15 protein-coding genes are annotated in these 17,671 nt (G+C 38.1%); 5 read left to right on the top strand and 10 right to left on the bottom strand.

Going from position 1 to position 17,671, the window contains the following annotated elements; genetic code table 11:
* Positions 1-382 precede the first annotated feature (382 nt).
* The 5 genes from ABM34_RS10980 to ABM34_RS11000 form a co-directional block, all read right to left on the bottom strand.
* Positions 383-961: an anthranilate synthase component II gene (locus tag ABM34_RS10980; protein ID WP_048705732.1), complete on the bottom strand. Its 579-nt coding sequence runs from the start codon at positions 959-961 to the stop codon at positions 383-385.
* The gene (locus ABM34_RS10985; protein ID WP_048705733.1) at positions 958-2,421 is read right to left on the bottom strand and encodes an anthranilate synthase component I family protein; all 1,464 of its coding nucleotides are present in this window, start codon (positions 2,419-2,421) and stop codon (positions 958-960) included. The genes ABM34_RS10980 and ABM34_RS10985 overlap by 4 nt, the downstream gene beginning before the upstream one ends.
* A gap of 893 nt (positions 2,422-3,314) precedes the next feature.
* Positions 3,315-4,013, bottom strand: a complete 699-nt coding sequence (locus ABM34_RS10990) for a zinc metallopeptidase (protein WP_048705735.1) — start codon at positions 4,011-4,013, stop codon at positions 3,315-3,317.
* Positions 4,014-4,016: 3 nt separating this feature from the next.
* Positions 4,017-4,460, bottom strand: a complete 444-nt coding sequence (locus tag ABM34_RS10995) for a hypothetical protein (protein ID WP_048705736.1) — start codon at positions 4,458-4,460, stop codon at positions 4,017-4,019.
* Between the two features lie 122 nt (positions 4,461-4,582).
* Positions 4,583-5,332: an alpha/beta hydrolase gene (locus ABM34_RS11000; RefSeq protein WP_048705738.1), complete on the bottom strand. Its 750-nt coding sequence runs from the start codon at positions 5,330-5,332 to the stop codon at positions 4,583-4,585.
* An 85-nt stretch (positions 5,333-5,417) separates the two neighbouring features.
* Between ABM34_RS11000 and ABM34_RS11005 the strand changes: the two genes are divergently transcribed.
* Positions 5,418-6,101, top strand: a complete 684-nt coding sequence (locus ABM34_RS11005; RefSeq protein WP_048705740.1) for a ribonuclease H family protein — start codon at positions 5,418-5,420, stop codon at positions 6,099-6,101.
* A gap of 56 nt (positions 6,102-6,157) precedes the next feature.
* Here the strand turns inward: ABM34_RS11005 and ABM34_RS11010 are convergent, their stop codons facing one another.
* Positions 6,158-6,466 carry a winged helix-turn-helix transcriptional regulator gene (locus ABM34_RS11010; protein WP_048706557.1) on the bottom strand — a complete coding sequence of 103 codons (309 nt, stop codon included), beginning with the start codon at positions 6,464-6,466 and terminating at the stop codon, positions 6,158-6,160.
* A 154-nt stretch (positions 6,467-6,620) separates the two neighbouring features.
* On the opposite strand from ABM34_RS11010, the gene ABM34_RS11015 reads away from it, so the two are divergent.
* Positions 6,621-7,349 (top strand): SDR family oxidoreductase, encoded by a 729-nt coding sequence (locus ABM34_RS11015; RefSeq protein ID WP_048705742.1) that lies wholly within the window; start codon positions 6,621-6,623, stop codon positions 7,347-7,349.
* A 314-nt stretch (positions 7,350-7,663) separates the two neighbouring features.
* Here the strand turns inward: ABM34_RS11015 and ABM34_RS11020 are convergent, their stop codons facing one another.
* Positions 7,664-8,620: a DUF1002 domain-containing protein gene (locus ABM34_RS11020; RefSeq protein WP_048705744.1), complete on the bottom strand. Its 957-nt coding sequence runs from the start codon at positions 8,618-8,620 to the stop codon at positions 7,664-7,666.
* A gap of 216 nt (positions 8,621-8,836) precedes the next feature.
* On the opposite strand from ABM34_RS11020, the gene ABM34_RS11025 reads away from it, so the two are divergent.
* From ABM34_RS11025 to ABM34_RS11035, 3 genes are all read left to right on the top strand, one after another.
* A complete protein-coding gene (locus ABM34_RS11025; protein ID WP_048705745.1) occupies positions 8,837-9,895 on the top strand; it encodes a D-alanine--D-alanine ligase family protein in 1,059 nt (352 codons plus the stop codon).
* A 100-nt stretch (positions 9,896-9,995) separates the two neighbouring features.
* Positions 9,996-11,153, top strand: coding sequence for an N-acetylglucosamine-6-phosphate deacetylase (nagA, locus tag ABM34_RS11030; protein ID WP_048705747.1), 1,158 nt, complete (start codon positions 9,996-9,998; stop codon positions 11,151-11,153).
* Between the two features lie 82 nt (positions 11,154-11,235).
* The gene (locus ABM34_RS11035) at positions 11,236-11,976 is read left to right on the top strand and encodes a glycerophosphodiester phosphodiesterase family protein (protein WP_048705749.1); all 741 of its coding nucleotides are present in this window, start codon (positions 11,236-11,238) and stop codon (positions 11,974-11,976) included.
* Between the two features lie 705 nt (positions 11,977-12,681).
* Here ABM34_RS11035 and ABM34_RS11040 read toward each other — a convergent pair.
* The 3 genes from ABM34_RS11040 to ABM34_RS11050 all read right to left on the bottom strand — a co-directional run bounded on the left by ABM34_RS11040 (position 12,682) and on the right by ABM34_RS11050 (position 17,523).
* A complete protein-coding gene (locus tag ABM34_RS11040) occupies positions 12,682-14,106 on the bottom strand; it encodes an LPXTG cell wall anchor domain-containing protein (RefSeq protein WP_048705751.1) in 1,425 nt (474 codons plus the stop codon).
* A 348-nt stretch (positions 14,107-14,454) separates the two neighbouring features.
* Positions 14,455-15,828, bottom strand: a complete 1,374-nt coding sequence (locus ABM34_RS11045) for a zinc ribbon domain-containing protein (RefSeq protein ID WP_048705752.1) — start codon at positions 15,826-15,828, stop codon at positions 14,455-14,457.
* A 132-nt stretch (positions 15,829-15,960) separates the two neighbouring features.
* On the bottom strand, positions 15,961-17,523 hold the full coding sequence (locus ABM34_RS11050; RefSeq protein ID WP_048705754.1) for a zinc ribbon domain-containing protein: 1,563 nt from the start codon (positions 17,521-17,523) through the stop codon (positions 15,961-15,963).
* Positions 17,524-17,671 lie beyond the last annotated feature (148 nt).

Raw genomic sequence — 17,671 nt, forward strand, 5'->3', positions numbered from 1 at the left:
ATAAACGCATTGCGTTTAAGGACGGATAATATACCGCGGTGCCACCTTATTTTAACGGATAGATTAATAGAGTTAGAGTATTACAAAAAATACAATAACCAAATATCAATCGTTCCATTACTCTTAGCGAAGGACAAACATCCTCCCGACAACTTACGTATGCCTAACGTTCTCCCGTACTCAATCATTTTCGGAGAGACCCTCGATGGTCCATTTAATTATCTGCGTTCGATTGCCATTCTCAGCACCGGCAACTCTCTGGGCGTGCACAATAATCTTGACTTCCATCTCATTGGTTTATGGACGAATTTATTTGTTGTTAAGAGATTAAGTCTAAAATGGTTTTTTGTCAACAAAGATATTAAATAAAATTCTAATTTAATTAAATTATTGCCAAAAAGTTTTTGACAATTTGCTTGCCAACACTGGTGTCAGTCATGATTGACTCAGGATGAAATTGAACACCATAAATTTTATTTTTATCATCCGATAGCGCCATTATTTCACCGTCGGCTGTCTTTGCTGTGACAGCCAAATTATCAGGAACTGTCTCTGGATCGACAATAAGTGAATGATATCTGGCAGCCTCAAAATTATCAGGACAGTTGTTAAACAGTTGAGTTGGCGCGGATACTGTGACTTCTGAAGGACGTCCGTGCATTAATACTGGAGCATGAACAACTTTTGCGCCGTACAGTTCACCAATTGCTTGATGACCTAGACAAACACCCAATATTGGAACTTTGCCGGCAAAATAAGTTAACAATTCCATCATATTTCCAGCATCTTCAGGACGACCAGGTCCAGGAGAAAAGACTAGTCCACTTGGTTTGAGTGCTTCTAATTCTTCAACAGAGATTTGATCGTTTTTGACGACTGTAATTGGCTCATCACTTAAAGTACCAATCAATTGATATAAGTTATAAGTGAAACTGTCATAATTATCGATTAAATAAATCATGATAAAACCTCCGTTTGATTTGTTTTATTCAACGCGTCAACCACGTTACGTGCTTTATTATTGAATTCTTGATATTCATTTTTAGCAATACTATCGGCAACAATTCCCGCTCCAGAGTGGACAACTAAGTTGTCATTTTGACGATAAGCAAGACGAATGCCGATACAAAAGTCCAGGTCACCAGAAAAGTCAAAGTATCCAAGGCATCCACCATAAATACCACGTTTCTGGCCTTCAAGTTCAGAAATAATCTTCATAGCACTAATTTTGGGTGCTCCAGATAAAGTTCCCGCAGGCATAAGCGATTCAACAATATCAACACTAGATTTGTCTGGGTCAGCAAGACTTTCGACGGTTGAACCCATGTGCATGACATTGCTGAAGTAAAGCAACTTGCGAGTACGTGTAACTTTTACTGATCCAAATTGGCTAACCCGACCAAGATCATTACGCCCCAAATCAATCAGCATATTGTGCTCTGAAAGTTCCTTGGTGCTGTGAGTCAATTCATAGGCCAACTTTTCATCTTCTTCAGCAGTTTTGCCACGACGACGAGTACCAGCAAGAGGATAAGTGAATAACCTGTCATCATGTTTGGAAATTAGCGTTTCAGGGGATGAGCCAACAGTTTCAAAGTCACCATGTTTGTAGAAAAATTGATATGGAGCAGGACTGTCATGGAAGAGGGTCTTTGTAACTGAGAATAAACTTCCAGACATTTTCGCATTCTGTGGATTGGATAAGATCAATTGGAAAATATCACCGTCAACGATATGCCGTTTTGTCTGATCAACTTTTTCAGCAAATTCATCACGGTTAAAATGTAATTGCAATTTCGAAAGCATTTTGAATTTAGGAAGTTCTGCAGGATGGTTCTCAGACAGAATCAAGTCTTGTAATTCTTCCAGTTCGACAATTGTGTTTTCATAATGTTCAGTGAGTTTATCCGAAGAAACAATTTTTGATAGTGTGACTATGTGTGTTTTGTGGTTATAGGCAATCACTTTTTTGATGAGCAGAAAATCTGCATCATTCAAATTGTGTGGGTTATTCAAATGTTGGGGAAGAGTTGGATTTGCAAAACGAGCATAGTCATAACTCAAATATCCAGCCAATCCCCCCATGAATGGAGGCAGACTATCGATTTTGGGAATGCGGTATTGAGTCAAAATCTTTTCAAGATAAGGCTTCAACGCAGTTTCAGATTCATTAACAAGACCATTTTTTTCAACAGCAAGGATGCCATCTTTATAAGTTATCGTCTCTTCAGGATTGATGCCGATAAAACTGAATCCATCTTCATCTGGTTTGGGCTTTCCAGTGAATAAGAAACAAGGTCCAACTGCGTCGTTCAAATTTTTCGTCAGATCAATTGGGTCAAAATCATCCAGTTTAAAGTTGATCGTAACCGGTACAGCAGGGTAGTTCACACTAATTTTTTTAAGTTCATTCAAGTTCATAATTTTTCACCATCCAAATTTTTAATTTATAAATTAAATCTGGAAAGATTGCCATCGTTGTTCCATACTTTTTCCTCCAACAAAAAAATCCGCCCAAAACTTCAAATGAAGTTAAGGACGGATTTACCGCGGTGCCACCTTAATTTGACGGAAGAGAGTCTGACAAATAGACATCTGAACCATCACTCTTAGCAAGGAGCTAACACTCCTCTGACAACTGACGTGTGTCTGCACGTTTCTCCGTACTAGATTTCAGGAGAACCCTCGGTGGTCCATTTAACTGCTTGCGTTCGGTTGTATTCTCAGCAATAACAACTCTCTTTGCGTGCACGACAGTTTTGATCTCCACCTCATTGGTTTTGGGCGATTAGTTTAATTGAGATTTAGGATAGGCTGTTGAGAAGATTTTGTCAACAGCATTTTAGTTTTGTTGCTGGAAGACTGCCGCCCTCCGGTAAGTTTCGCAGGGGGCTGGAACGCTGTGATGCGATTTTGAGCTTTTGCAAGTTCGGCAAAATCTCAAAACTCGCATTTTTTGTAAGTGAGCCCTGTGGCTCACAAACAAAAACTCCACGGCTGAGCCCCCTGCAAAACTTACCTGCGGGCTCGGGTAGTAAACCAATCTCCCTTTTTTGTTTTTATTAGGTTCACTGCAGTTTTGGTGTTATGTATCTTTATTCAAAAACCCTTTGGCATTAGTTCGTATGTCAAAGGGTTAAAATCAAAACCCAGTTAATTGCGAATAGGATATGAAAATGATAGGTGTTTATCGCAAAAGAAAAGAGAAAACCTTAAAACAGATTTTCTCTTTTAAATTTATTATTTGTATTTTAGATGTTTAAAACTGTGTGTACACGAGGCTATTGATAGTAAAGGCCAAAATTCAAACCCTCTTAATCACGATTGTTGCCAAAAATCAGAATCAATCTTAGTAGTTGTAACGCCGATGTAAGTGCTGCTGCAACATATGTTAAAGCGGCTGCAGTTAGAACATGCTTAACCATCGGAACTTCGTCATTATCAAGCAAATCACCGGAAGCTAGGATGCTAACAGCTCTGCTTGAGGCATTAAACTCAACTGGCAATGTGACTACTTGGAACAACACTACTAGAGCAAAAAGCCAAATACCAATCATGATTAGTGTGTGGCTCATTCCAAAGATTACACCAGCAATGATTACTGGAAATGATAGGTTTGATCCTAAGTTTACTGCGGGTACGATTGCTGATCTTACTCTCATTGGCATGTAGTTCTTTTTATCTTGAATGGCATGTCCACATTCATGGGCCGCAACACCAATGGCTGCAACTGATGTTGAGCCAAAGGTTGATTCTGATAGGTTTAATGTTTTATCACCAGGATTATAATTGTCGGTTAATTTACCGGCAATTTGTTTAATCTCAACATTCTGAAGTCCTGCTGTGTCGAGAATGAAACGAGCAGCTTTTGCACCACTAATCCCTCTGCGGCTTGCGAATTGGTCGTATTTTTTAAAACTGTGATTAACGTACCAAGATGCCCACATACTGATGGCTAAACCGATGAAAATCAGTATGATTGTGGGATCCCAATAAAGTCCGTATCCGGTCATTTTCTACTTCCTCTTCAATTTAATATTTGCTAAATTATACCCGTTGGATGTGAAGAAATTGGTAACTTTTGTCGGATTTTCTTCAATTTCTAGTTCACTTAAAGAAATTTGTTCATTTACAAACATGTATAATCTCTCAATGATTTCATGTTCAAATTCATCAGAAATATCATCGTCAAATTTAGTGAAAAGTTTAGCTGAACTGTTATCAAAGTCAATAGATTTTATGGAAATCAATGCGTGAATCTTTTGTAACTTTTTGTCTTCAATAAACCAGTAGACACTTTGGTTTCTCATAGTTTCTTTAGCCGTTTCACTAATGAAGTCTGTGGTATGCGCGATATCTTCTTGCATGAATTCACTAACTTCTTTTAGTTTAAAATGGGATGGAAAATCCCAAATTAAATTTTCGGTAACCAATGGACGATAAGATTTCACTTTTATCATAAAACGAATTCACTTCTTATTTTTTATTTTTTCTTCACAATCCAAGTATAGAGAAGTTTAGGACAAAATGCTAAACAATGACAATTGATTAGCTTAAGACAAACAAATCTGCATATAAATAATTATGCAGAATGGGGTGCGTAAATAAACAAGTTAATTTTTTGCAATATATCTGAATCATCATGCATTAATGAGTGTTCAGCTTTGGAACCTGTAACAGGACAATCGATGTATTCTTTTACTCTTGGTTTTAAAATATATTCGATTGATTTAGCTGATGTGACCGATATATATTTATCGCTATTTGAATAGTCTTCAACATTTCCGTAAATATTTAATACTTTTAAATTTGTGGAAATGTTATTTCGATTTAGGTAGATTCTGAAGTAGGTGGGGCTCATGAATGCGGGTCTTCCAGTCTTATTAATGCGATTAATATTGGGAAGATCGCTCAAACCTAAAACCCCGTTGAATGGGGCAGCGATAGTTACTAAATGGTCCAGTTTTGGAATGTATTGGTGACGTTTTTCGTAGAGGTTTGCTAGGACAAGAGAGACTGATGCTAGTGAATGTCCAACTGCGTCATAACGATTGAATTTATATTTTTTGCGCAAGTCAAATAAGAGCCGGGTTAACCGATACGCAATTTGATTCTCACTAATAATTTTATTTTTGAATACTACTTGAATGATTGGTTGTTCGTCGTCAGTCCACGTTCCCTCGTATGAAATTCGTCCTCGCCAATCAATCAATGCTTTGAGAAAATCTTTTTTTCCAGTATACTTTAACCCTGATTCGACCATTTTCTTAGTTGTATAGTCACCACCACGAAATCCGTGGACGTACAATACAGGTCGCTGAATTTTTGTCATAATTTTTTCACCCTATCAATATTCCATTATAATATAGATAATCTAGATTACATAATCAAAAAAATATCGAAATGAGGTATTTCATTTGCAAAAATATTATGCAGTTCGTCGTGGACGTAAGCCTGGTATATATCGTTCTTGGCCAGATTGCCAAAAGCAAGTTAACGGGTTTGAAAATGCGCGTTATAAAAGTTTCACTACTGAAGCGGAAGCAGAAGAATTTTTGAAAGGTAAGGATTCATTTAAACCTAGAGCAAAGTCTTCCAAAAAAGTGTCAGAGAACTTAGATGATTACGATGTTGTCGTTTACACCGATGGTGGATCACGAAATCACGGTAATGTTAAAGGTGGACACGTTAAATCAACTGATACTGCTGCCTGGGCTTACCATATTAATAATCAAGGTGAAGTTACTGAAGGTACAGATGGGGAATTTGGTGCAACCAATAATCGCATGGAAATCATGGCTTTACTGGAAAGTATCAAGCGATTGAATGACCTTGGGATTAATGATAAGAAAATCATTTTTGTGCTAGATTCTCAATACGTCCTGAACGCCATCACAAAAGGGTGGCTCAACGGTTGGAAACGTCGTGGATACAAGAAGGCTGATGGATCAACACCAGTCAACGTTGAACTTTGGCGTGAACTCGATGGTTTGTTGCCAACTATTAAGAATAAATCATTCAGTTGGACCAAAGGACATGCGCAAGATGAGGGTAATAACCGGGTTGATGCATTGCTGAATGAAACTATGGATAAAATGTAAATTTGAATAAATTAAAAGAGTATTCCAAAGGTGTTAACCAAAGGAATACTTTTTTTCTATTCATCACAAAGTGAACGGTCGATTAATTTAGGGTCAACGTGTGTGTCGCCCCAGTCACAAATGGCATCTAAAACCGGCATTATAGATTTTCCGTTGTCGGTCAATTCATATTCTACATGTGGCTCTGCGGTCTGGAAGTCATGGCGGGCAATTAGTCCATCATCTTCCAATTGCCTCAATTGATTGGTCAAAGTTTTGTGAGAAACGTCTTGGATATGGCGCTCTAATTCACCAAAGCGGTGTTGACCAGGTTCATTCAATTTGAACATAATCATAATTTTCCACTTACCTTGAATCATTTGCATCGTTGCATCAAATTCATTTAAATATTTTGCCAAAATTCTTGTGCCTCTTTCATATGGAGAAGTAGTTACCTAAAGGTGCGTACTTGTTGTTGATAATATCTGCAATTATACTTTAAAACGTTGAAAAAATCTTTATACATAAGAGGTATATATTATGAAAAAATTAGTTGTAATTACAGGAGCAAGTTCAGGCTTTGGCGCTGAGATTGCTAAAACTTTTAATGCTGATGGCTATCCAACGCTGTTGTTGGGACGTCGGACTGATAAATTGGAAGAAGTTGCCAAAGATATGGACAATGTCATGGTTGAATCTGTTGATGTTACAAACTATGAGCAGTTTGAGAATGCTGTTCGAAAGGCTGAAGCCAAATATGGTAAAACAGATTTGTTAGTAAACAATGCCGGCTTGATGTTACTCGGCAATGTTCAAAATCAGAATCCTCAAGAATGGCAGACCATGCTTGATACCAATGTTATAGGTGTCTTGAATGGAACACAAATTGTGCTCAACGACATGCGTGACCGTGAACATGGAACTATCTTGAATGTTTCATCAATTGCTGGTCGCAAGACATTCGTAAACCACGCAGCATATGTGGCGTCTAAGTTTGGCGTTCACGGATTGTCAGAAACTATTCGTGAAGAAAATTCTGGTAAAAATGTCCGTGTGATGATGATTGCACCTGGTGCAGCTGAAACTGAACTTTTGAATCATGTAACAAGCAAGTCAGCGTTAGATGATTATCGTGCTTGGGAAGAAAGTATGGGTGGAGTTGTGCTTGATCCAGAACAAGTCGCTCGCACGGTTAAGTTTATGTATGACATGCCACAAGAGGTTAACATCCGAGAGGTAGATATCGCTGCTACACGTCAAGATTCGTAGACAAAGATGCCGTCTCCAGTCAAAAACAAAAAAATCTGCTGTGAGGACCGCTTGGAACCAAGGTTTCCAAGCTCGATTTTGAACTTCGCATGGACCGCGAATTTCAAAATACGTCCTTTTCTGTAAGAACGAGTAAATCGCTCGTCCTAACAGAAATATCACAGCTGACTTTTTTATGTTTTCGACTTCCGACTGATTTTCAATCTCCAAATGATTTATTGTTCTTTTGTGTTAACAAGAAAATAAGCTTAGAAGAAATGGATTGAATATTTCTTCTAAGCTTATTTGAATTTCAAATTATTTTTTTTGAATCCTTATTTAAATAGTCCTTGGAAGAATGAGACGATGCTGTCCCAAATCTTTTGAACGAGGTTTCTATTTTCTTGTGTGTTTAGTTTATTAAAAATATTTTTAGCTTTACTAGTAATATCACTACTCAATTTTTGAGCTTGTTGTTGGAAATTACCGTTTTTTAAAGCGCCGGAATCTCTAATTTCAACCATCAAATTAATGATTTGGTTCTTTTCATTGTTAGTAATAATATTTTGTAAGTTATTTTGTTGTAGGTTGTTGTTTACGATGTTAGTAATTTCAGTTTTTGAAGCGCCTGTACCTTGTTTAGCAAGATCAGCTTTCATACCGGCAACCGCGTTGTTAAGTTGTTGATCAGTGTAGCCATTTGTGCCGTTGTGGTCTTGAGTAATTCCACTTAGGACACCCATTTCGTTTTGCGCGGCATTAACTTGGTTTTGATTTAATGAACTACCATTTTTTGAATAAGCAGCGTAGATACCTGCAAGGGCACCGGATCCATCAATAGGAGTTGCTGACGTTACGTAAATATTTGCGTCAGAAATACCAGCTGTTAAAGCGGCATTTCTATATTGGTCAGCAGTGATAGTTGTAATATTATTTTTCCCATCATAGTTAACGATGTTTACATTAATACCAGAACCACTTGATGTTGGTTCGATAAGTGCAGATGACCAAACGCCTGAACCACTAGTAAAGTTGCTACCACTTGGATTCAAATATTTAACCAAAGTGTCACCTGTAACGGTGATTGTATTGTAGTTAGAACTACTATTATTTAGTTGAGATGGCAAAGCACTGATAGTTCCTTGTTTCTGATCAGCTGTTAATGAAGTTCCCAAAGTCATCACAGGTTGATCGAGCGTGTCGTCAGCTTTAGCGGTATTTAGTGAAGAAGTAAAGATTCCCACAGCAACTAAAGATACGATACTTAATAAAATTACTTTTAGCTTTTTCAATTTAATATCCTCCGTATGGAAACGTCAAATGACGTCCTTGTTCCACGACTTAATTAAACCAGATAATTGTGAAAAATTCGAGAATATTAATAATTTCTCTTTATTATCACCTCTTCAGTATAGAGCTTTTAGGCCAAATGTGATATCCTGTAGGTTCTAGGAATACCCTTAAATTTGAAACACAAATAAATTAACAGAAAGCATAGGTACACAACTATGAAAATTGTTGTTCTCTCAGGTGGTAAAAGTACTGAAAGAAACGTTTCTTTGTCTTCAGGTGTCAAAATCTCAAACGCCCTTCGCAGCAAGGGATATGAAGTTGCCAATATTGATTCATTCTTAGGAATTGATATTGAAGAAGACCAAATAGATTCTTTATTTAAAACTGAAGCAGAAGATGAAACAAAATTGATCATCGACGACGAAGTTTTAACAGATGAAAAAATCGAGGCATTGCGTACAGACGGAACTCGTGGTTTGTTAGGTAAAAATGTTTTGAAAGTTTGCCAACATGCTGACATGGTTTACTTAGGTCTACACGGCGAAGATGGCGAAAACGGTAAAATGCAAGCTGTTCTTGATGTATTTGGTATTCGCTACACTGGTAGTGGAACATTATCATCTGCTGTTACTATGGACAAGAAATTCTCTAAAGAAGTTTTCGTTCAAAACAAAATTAAGACTGCTAAGTTTATTGCCACAAAAACAAGCAAGATTACTAAAGATGAAATTCCATTCCGTTTCCCAATGGTGGTTAAACCATCAAACGGTGGTTCAAGTGTTGGTACACATATCATCAACGATGAATCAGAATTACAAGCGATGGTTGCTGACGCTTTGAAATTCGACAAGGAAGCCTTGATTGAAGAATATATTGATGGTCGTGAATTTTCTGTTGCTGTTGTTGATGGACAAGTGTTACCAGCCATTGAAGTTGTTGTTGATACTGGTTGGTATGATTTCCAACATAAATTTACAGAAAACACTACGACACATTTCATGACTCCACCAGAAAATCTTGATGAAGATATTCATTTGGAAATGCAAGAAGTTGCTCTACAAACTTTTGAAGCTTTAAGTATGACTAGTTATGGTCGTGTTGACTTCTTAGTTCGTGATCGTGATATCTATGTAATGGAAGCAAATACACTTCCAGGAATGACACCTCGTTCATTGATGCCTCGTGAAGCAGAAGCTGTAGGTATCAGTTACCCAGATCTTTGCGATAAAATCATTAAGAGCAAGATGCGTTACTATGATGAATTAGAAAAATAGATTAAAATTAAGTCGCCTAATGGCGACTTTTTTTGTGCTCATATATGGTATAGACCACTAATTATTGTTATAATGAAAATATCTAATTGGAGGATTGAAAATGACATATTACATTCATGCTAAAAAATTCTTTTTGCCTAACACGACTGAAAATGGGGGTTATCTTGAAGTTACTGATGATAACAAATTCGGTAGTTTCTTCACTGAAGATAACGAGCCTGAAGGTAAGATTGTAGATTATTCTGACAAGTTTATTGCTCCTGGTCTGGTTGATACTCATATTCATGGTCTTTGTGGCCACGATGTTATGGACGACGACTTTGACAAGTTAAACGAGATGTCAGAAGGTCTTTTGAAGGCGGGGGTTACTTCTTGGTTGCCTACTACTTTAACTGCCTCTCATGAACAACTTAGACATATTTGTTCTACTATTGGTGATAACTACCAAAAGGCTACTGGTGCTAAGATTCAAGGTATTCACTTTGAGGGTCCTTTTTACACGGAAAAACATAAGGGTGCTCAAAATCCTAAATACATGCGTGACCCTGATGCTGAAGAATTTAAAGACTGGCAAGAAGCTGCTCATGGTATGATCACTAAAATTTCTATCGCTCCTGAAAGAAAAGGTTCTGTTGAATTTACGCAAGCAGTTGCTTCTGACAAGGTTGCCGTTACTTTGGGTCATTCTGATGCTACTTTTGAACAAGCTAAGGCTTGTGTTGAAGCTGGTGCTTCTGGTTTTACTCATACTTATAACGGAATGAGTGGTTTGAACCACCGTCAGCCTGGTATGGTTGGTGCTGCTCTTTCAATGCACTTAGTTGATGATGAATTGATTTGTGATGGTTATCACGTTAATCCATTTGCTGCTCGTATTGTCATTGAAAAGAAGGGTGCTGAACATGTTGCTCTTATTACTGACTGTATGCGTGCTGGTTTGATGCCTGATGGTGACTATGTTTTGGGCGAATTACCTGTTGTTGTTGAAAATGGTACTGCCCGTTTGAAGGATGAAACCCACAACCTTGCTGGTTCAATTCTTCTTCTTAAAGACGCTATTAAGAATGTTGTTGACTGGAACGTTGCTACTGAAGAGGAAGCAATTGAAATGGCTAGTTATACTGCTGCTAAGAGTTCTAAAGTTCTTGATAAGTGTGGAATGATTGCTGAAGGTCGCGATGCTGACTTCATCGTGCTTGATGACGACATGACTTTATCAGAAACTTACCTTGATGGTGTTTCAAGATATCAAGCTTAATTTAAAAATTTACTAGAGCAATTCTTCGTTGGATTGCTCTTTTTGTTACGCAAGTTTTATAATAAATCTACGGAGGGTAATTATGTCTAAAAAAATTTTTGCACATCGAGGAATTCCCACATTAGCACCGGAGAATACTATGCCTGCGTTTAATGCAGTAGTAGCCAATGGATTGAAATGGATCGAAACAGATTTGAGCATCACAAAAGATGAAGATGTCTTCATTATTCACGATGACAAACTAGATCGAACAACTGATCAGACTGGCTCAATCGAGACAGTCGACACAGAAACAGTAGGATCAGCCGATGCCGGTTCATGGTATGATGCAAAATTCAAAGGTGAAAAAATCCCAACATTATCCCAACTAATTAACTTTCTAAACAAAAACAAAATCAATGCAAACATTGAATTAAAAGGAGTAGTAGGGGATGACGCCGACTACTTAGCTGACAAGTTAGTTCTAAAATTTTCAAAAGCACTAGAAAAACTAGACCCAGAAATTGACTTAATAATTTCCAGCTTCAATCCAATAATGTTAGCAAAAATGTATAAATTAAATCCAGAATTAAAATATGCAGTACTATTCGAACACACAGCAATTCAAGACGACTGGAACTTAATCATGCAAGCTAGCCATGCAAAGATAATCCACCCCGACGACACAGACTTAACGAAAGAAAAAATTGACATGATAAAGAAATACAATTATCAAATAAACGTCTGGACAGTAGACAATAAAGAAAGAGCAAAACAATTACTAGACTGGGGAGTAGACGGCATCTTCACAAATAAAGCCGACCAAATGAAAGACCTAGTGTAGAAAATATAAAAGGACCTCTGAGGAAGATGAATAACATTTTCATCTACCGAGAGGTCTTTTTGTTTTAATAAAATAACTTCATTCAATACGAGAAGTTACTCAAGAATTATCACTAAAAACTAGATTTTACAAAAAGGGAAACAAAGCGCAAATGGCCGCATAAAATATAAATAAAAGAAAGTTTTGTAAGAAATACTAGTCCGCAGGTCAGGTTCGCCGGGGGTGCAGCCGCGGAAATAATCTTTGCCTCCCATGGGGGAGGCTTAGATTATAGGCAAGTTTTGAGATTTTTCGGTCTTTGAAAAAGCTCAAAATTGCCTCGCAGCGTTCCCATCCCCCGCCGAACCTTACCGGAGGACGGCAGTTTTTTTCACACAAAAAGTGGAAGCTGACCAACCGCCAGCTCCCACCTTACAACCCAAAGATCAAAAAGAACTCCGGATTAAATTTTTTAAAGGTAAATACAGTTTATAAGTGATTATCAAACAAACAATCACCTGGATTCGTTGAGTAATCAATTTAAATTCATCAGAATTTAAACCTTTTAAAGCGTGTCTCGAAGGACATAAATAGCAATTATATAGTTCGCACTATAATATTTTTGCTCTCATTATTATTTCGAGAGAGATATTTTGCTTCAAAGGTTGGTTGCCCATACAACTCTAATTGAGTCGCTTCGATAACAAATTAATCCCATTCGAAAAATTAGATATGTTTCTTACGATCGATTCCGAAGAATGCTAATACGCTGGCAAAAGCAGCCATAATAGCTCCGACAACAGTCAATGAACGTTGGTTAGCATTGCCTGTTTGAGGGAATTTGGCACCTACACTTGCCATAGCAGCAGCTTTTTTAGCTGGTGAAGTTACTGCAGGTGCAGGAGCTGGTTTAGCGGTTGTAGCACTGCCTGCTCCTGATGCTCCACCGGCAGTTGAACCGCCAGTAGCGCCTTCAGAAGCTCCAGACGAAGCGCCAGTGTCCGCTTGTGCTCCACTATCAGTTGATGGTTTCTCAGTATCAGTAGATGTTGATCCACCACCAGCAGGAGGAGTAGTTGTTGAAGTACCACCACCGGCAGCGCCAGAATCAGTACCACCAGTTGCAGGAGGAGTAGTTGATGTAGTACCACCACCGGCAGCACCGGAATCAGGACTACCAGCCCCGTCTGTTGGAGCAGCGGTATCAGTAGATGAAGCTGCCGTTGAGCTTCCAGCAGCAGGAGCGGTTGTATCGGTAGTTGAAGTTGTACTTGTTGCAGGTGCTGTAGTAGATGTTGCATCAGTTCCAGATCCAGAGCCGGCAGCACCAGTCCCGTCGGTTACGTCACCTGTAGGTGATGTTGCGGCACCCGTGTCAGTAGGTGATGTTGCTGCGGTGCCAGTTGTTCCTGGAGTTGTTGTGGCAGGCGCAGTGGTTGTAGCAGTGTCTGTTGGTGCTGTAGTAGATGTTGCATCAGTACTTGAAGTTGCTGGGGCAGTTGTATCTGTGCCGGTTGCTGGAGTTGTTGCTGTAGCATCAGTACCTGAAGCTGGAGCAGTAGTAGTTGTACTTGTAGCGGGTGCAGTAGCATCAGTTGTTGAAGCTGGAGCGGTAGTTGTGCTTGTTGCAGGTGCAGTAGCATCAGTTGTTGAAGCTGGAGCGGTAGTTGTGCTTGTAGCAGGTGCAGTAGTATCAGTCGTTGAGGCTGGAGCAGTAGTTGTACTTGTAGCAGGTGCAGTAGTGTCAGTCGTTGAGGCTGGAGCAGTAGTTGTACTTGTAGCAGGTGCAGTAGTGTCAGTCGTTGAGGCTGGAGCAGTAGTTGTACTTGTAGCAGGTGCAGTAGTGTCAGTTGTTGAGGCTGGAGCAGTAGTAGTTGTACTTGTAGCAGGTGCAGTGGTATCAGTTGTTGAAGCAGGTGCAGTAGCATCTGTGGTTGTGGCAGTTGTTGTTGGAGCTGCAGTGGTTGTAGTAGGTGCAGCTGTAGTAGTAGTTGTTGTATCATCAGTTGTTGCAGCGTGTACTTCGTGTGCACCCACTGAAATTGCCAATGATCCGGCTGCGATAAGAGCTAATAAGACCTTGGTCGCACTGTTGTTCAAGGGCGAGGTGGTGGCGCCAACTGTAAATTCTTTTGTGTTGTATTTTTTCATGTTGTATATCTCACTTTCAAGAAATTCGTTATATAAAACAATTATGTAAAGTTTAATTTTTTAAATTAAGAAATAATAATAAAGAGCGAAAGTAAAAAAATAATGTCGAGCTGTGTCACGTTTTTCACTTTCTAGGGGTAATTATAGCCAGAACTGTTAGCTAGTAAACAAAAACGTATATACTAAAATTTTCTAAAAATTATGATTAAATTAATTTGGTATAGTCCAGTAAATGGTAGCAATATATTTGAATAATAATTTTTGCCGATGGAACGTTACGCTGAGCCAAATTCAAGATGCAAAAAAAGCCACCCAGATAATATTCTGAGCGACTTTAGGCGTTACAAATTATTTTTTGATGTGGGGACGCAGTGTATAAGAAAGTAGTAATGAAAGTAATGAGGTAACGATTAAAATATAAAAGCTTGTACCGATTTGAACTGGTCCTGTGACTCCGACACCAGTTAAAACTGAGGCACTAATTACGTTTGATTGGAAAAGTGCGAAGGAAACAACGTAAATAATTGATGATAGAAGCGCGAACACTTTAACTATTCTAATGCTACCTTTGTTTCTGAAATTGGCAGCAATCAACATGATAATTGGTGCGATAAAGCAAATGAATCTAATTGCTGAAGATACATTCATGATCAAGGCTGTTTGAGCACCTAGGTTTGCAGTGTAGTTTGCGGCCGAAGAAATTGTACTAGAAAGCGAAACTCCGTTGATAAATGGTCCGGTGACTGAAGCGATAAATCCTACTATGGCAGAAAAAATAATTAGTTTTTGAGCCCAGTTACGCTTGTGGTTGGACACATTTTCATCTTTATGATGCTTTTTACTACGTGGAATTTCTTCAACGGGTTGTTGTTGTGACTGTTGAGGTGCTTGGTTGTATTGCTGATTATAATTTGGGTTCTGGTAATTAGTTTGTTGATAACTTTGATTTGAAGCAGGATTTTGAGGTTGTTGAGTATTTTGAGTAGTCTGATCATCAACCTTATCTTCTGGCTTATGATGAATCATCTTGTTCAATTTAACTTCATTACCGTGAACGATTTGAGAAGTCAGGAACCAAGCAACTAGAAAGATTGCCAACAAAATCCATGAATAATTTTGTTTAATAAAAAACAGGATTACTACTAATACAACAGCAATGATATCTAAATAAATATTGTTTTTGAGAAAACGAACCATATTAGTAAACAGTCCATCGTTTTCATCCTCGTTAGTTTGTTGTGAATCAAGCGCACTCTTGATTGAATCGTCGTCATCGGGATAAACGGGTAAATGGGTGACAGGATCCAAGTGAACTGGACTATCCAATTTCAAATCTGGTGGTGGAGTTGGATGGTTATTCAAGTCTGCATTTTTTTCAAATTCAGCTTTTTGAGCTGGAGCCATTTGCATTCTTGGATCAAGTTCCTGTTTGGGTTCTTGAGAACTCTTTCCTGACAAATCCCTTACATCATAAACTCGAGTTCTATCGTCAACTTCTGGTTTATTTTTTGCTTGTTGTTCACCAGCAGTGTGAGTTTGTTGCTTTTCTTGTGCGTCTAGTTCATGTTCAATGTCAGATAATGATTTAACAGCATCTTCCTTTTCGGGTTTAGGAGCTGGTTTGTTGTTATTAACATTGATATTTTTTTTCAAAGGCAATCCACAGTTCTCACAGAAATTCTGATTAGAACTGATTTCATGCCCACAATTTGGACATACCATTTAAATTCCTCCATTAAATCTATACAAGACAATTATACTAGACAAAATTCTTAATAAAAACAATCCGCCCAAAATTCACAGAAAGGTCACAACTAGGTAATTTGATTGAAAAAAAAGAATGCCGAAGCATTCTTAGAAATCATTCATATTATTATTGTTAGGTTGTTGATTAGTAGATTGATTCATACCAGGATTAACTGTTTGATTTTGTCCCATGTTTTGATTCATATTTTGGCTTTGGAAGTTACCTTGTGCCTGAGCTGTATTCATTTGAGCAGGACGATGTGCTCGTCTGACCCACATAATTGAAGCAACTAAAGCAACGATTGAAGCAATCAGAGTAATGTAGTAACTATAACCAAATCCTACAAACGATGCTCCAAATGAAGCCATAGAATCGCCGTCTGATTTTGCACCAATCAATGTAACTCCAAGACCAACTAGGATAAGGGTTGAAAGTGCGGTACTAATAATTCTGACAATTCCACTAGATTTTCTCTTTAGGAATGAGAAAGCTAATGTGACGATTGGAAGTAAAATGGTTACCCATTCGAGAATACGTAGACCAATTGAGTATCCACTAATATCATCAGAAGTTGAGTTTGCACCCATCATGCTACTTCCATCCTCAGCGACGTCAAGTCCCTGACCGATATGAGTAATTGTTTCAGTAAATGACATTGCTGTACCGCTTGTAGAAAAGCCAGCATCGTCTAATCCTTCTTTTAAGGTTGAGGCAGCGTCGTTATCGGAGTTACCTAAGCTAACAGAAGAGAAAGTTCCTACAAACAAGAATAATAAACTGACAGCAGCTGCGATAATAACAGTCATTCTAACTTTCTTAGTTTGACCATTGTCGGCAGCCATCATAGGAGCACCGTTATTATTGCTAGATTTTTTGCTGAACTTAGCACTAATTTGTTGATTAAGTTGAGTAGTATTTCCTTTATTCTTGTCGGCGAGGAAGTACCAGCCAACAAGCTCAGCAATAAGCACGATAGCACCAAATGTGTAACTGAATATAGCCACAATAATTAGAAGAATAATTGCACCAATTGAAATTGCAGCATTAGCGCGAGCAAAAGGCATCATCAAAGACAAAGTCTTTTGGAAATTGCTAGGCTGTTGAGGTTGCCCGTTCATATTTTGTTGATTAAAATTTTGGTTAAAATTATTCTGGTTCTGACCAGGATTTTGACCGGGTGCAAATTGATTTTGATTAAATTGATTAGGCTGGTTTTGAGCCTGATTAAAATTATTTTGTTGATTAGCCTGATTATTTTGGAAGTTATTAGGTTGTTGATTTTGAGGTTGAGCATTGTAATTATTGTTAACTCCAAAATTTTGAGCTCCGTTGTTAACTTGATTAGGATTAACAGGCTGTTGAGGTTGAACCGGTTGTTGATTTTGTTGAGGTTGAACTGGTTGTTGTGCTTGATTTGCATTTACAGTTGGATCCAATTTCACACTGCTGTTTACTGAGCCAGCATTAACTGGTTGCTGTGGCTGTGCTGGTTGAGTAGGTTGTGGTTGAACTGGTGAAACTGGTTGTGTTGCTTGAGCGTTATTTGTTGTTTGAGTTTCTGAATTATTTTTAGATGCAGATTTGTTAGCGTATTTTTCGATTGGAAAACCGCATTTGTTACAGAACTTTTGTCCTGCAACGATATCTGCCCCGCAGTTTGGACATTTCATATATATTTTCCCCTTGTAATTAAATATAAATTCAATTATATAGAAATTATTTATTAATAAAAAGGCGTATATAACATTATTTATATATTTTTAAATTTGAACACATAAAAAAGCTTGAGCAAACGCCCAAGCTTAGTCAATATTGATT

This window comes from Companilactobacillus ginsenosidimutans, from assembly GCF_001050475.1.
In the GTDB taxonomy this organism is placed as follows: domain Bacteria; phylum Bacillota; class Bacilli; order Lactobacillales; family Lactobacillaceae; genus Companilactobacillus; species Companilactobacillus ginsenosidimutans.

Excerpts from the sequence above, each read along its gene's own strand:
- ABM34_RS10980 (WP_048705732.1), bottom strand. The coding sequence starts at position 961 with ATGATTTATTTAATCGATAATTATGACAGTTTCACTTATAACTTATAT.
- ABM34_RS10985 (WP_048705733.1), bottom strand. The coding sequence starts at position 2,421 with ATGAACTTGAATGAACTTAAAAAAATTAGTGTGAACTACCCTGCTGTA.
- ABM34_RS10990 (WP_048705735.1), bottom strand. The coding sequence starts at position 4,013 with ATGACCGGATACGGACTTTATTGGGATCCCACAATCATACTGATTTTC.
- ABM34_RS10995 (WP_048705736.1), bottom strand. The coding sequence starts at position 4,460 with ATGATAAAAGTGAAATCTTATCGTCCATTGGTTACCGAAAATTTAATT.
- ABM34_RS11000 (WP_048705738.1), bottom strand. The coding sequence starts at position 5,332 with ATGACAAAAATTCAGCGACCTGTATTGTACGTCCACGGATTTCGTGGT.
- ABM34_RS11010 (WP_048706557.1), bottom strand. The coding sequence starts at position 6,466 with ATGCAAATGATTCAAGGTAAGTGGAAAATTATGATTATGTTCAAATTG.
- ABM34_RS11015 (WP_048705742.1), top strand. The coding sequence starts at position 6,621 with ATGAAAAAATTAGTTGTAATTACAGGAGCAAGTTCAGGCTTTGGCGCT.
- ABM34_RS11025 (WP_048705745.1), top strand. The coding sequence starts at position 8,837 with ATGAAAATTGTTGTTCTCTCAGGTGGTAAAAGTACTGAAAGAAACGTT.
- nagA (WP_048705747.1), top strand. The coding sequence starts at position 9,996 with ATGACATATTACATTCATGCTAAAAAATTCTTTTTGCCTAACACGACT.
- ABM34_RS11035 (WP_048705749.1), top strand. The coding sequence starts at position 11,236 with ATGTCTAAAAAAATTTTTGCACATCGAGGAATTCCCACATTAGCACCG.
- ABM34_RS11040 (WP_048705751.1), bottom strand. The coding sequence starts at position 14,106 with ATGAAAAAATACAACACAAAAGAATTTACAGTTGGCGCCACCACCTCG.
- ABM34_RS11045 (WP_048705752.1), bottom strand. The coding sequence starts at position 15,828 with ATGGTATGTCCAAATTGTGGGCATGAAATCAGTTCTAATCAGAATTTC.
- ABM34_RS11050 (WP_048705754.1), bottom strand. The coding sequence starts at position 17,523 with ATGAAATGTCCAAACTGCGGGGCAGATATCGTTGCAGGACAAAAGTTC.